Source organism: Brucella sp. NBRC 12950 (assembly GCF_030268145.1).
Lineage (GTDB): Bacteria > Pseudomonadota > Alphaproteobacteria > Rhizobiales > Rhizobiaceae > Brucella.
In genome coordinates this window covers 1-255 of record NZ_BSQC01000093.1, presented here as the reverse complement: position 1 = coordinate 255, position 255 = coordinate 1, and the positions used below count along the sequence as shown (strand labels likewise).

The window sequence follows — 255 nt, the reverse complement described above, 5'->3', positions numbered from 1 at the left end:
TAAGTTCCACCAGCACATCGCCGATGCGCTGGATGATGACGGGCGCAAGCCCTTCGGTCGGCTCATCAAGCAGCATCACCTTCACGCCGGTACGCAGGATGCGGGCAATCGCCAGCATCTGCTGTTCACCACCCGAAAGCTTGGTGCCGGGGCTGTTGCGGCGCTCATAGAGATTGGGGAAGAGCTCGTAAATCTCGTCGAGTGACATGGCTCCGCTGCCCTTGCCGACTACGGGCGGCAGCAGCAGATTTTCAT

1 protein-coding gene is annotated in these 255 nt (G+C 60.0%); it reads right to left on the bottom strand.

Features of this window, described 5'->3' with window-relative positions; all coding sequences use genetic code 11:
* On the bottom strand, positions 1 to 255 hold a 255-nt coding region (locus tag QSJ70_RS27605), incomplete at both ends, for an ATP-binding cassette domain-containing protein (protein ID WP_285541399.1).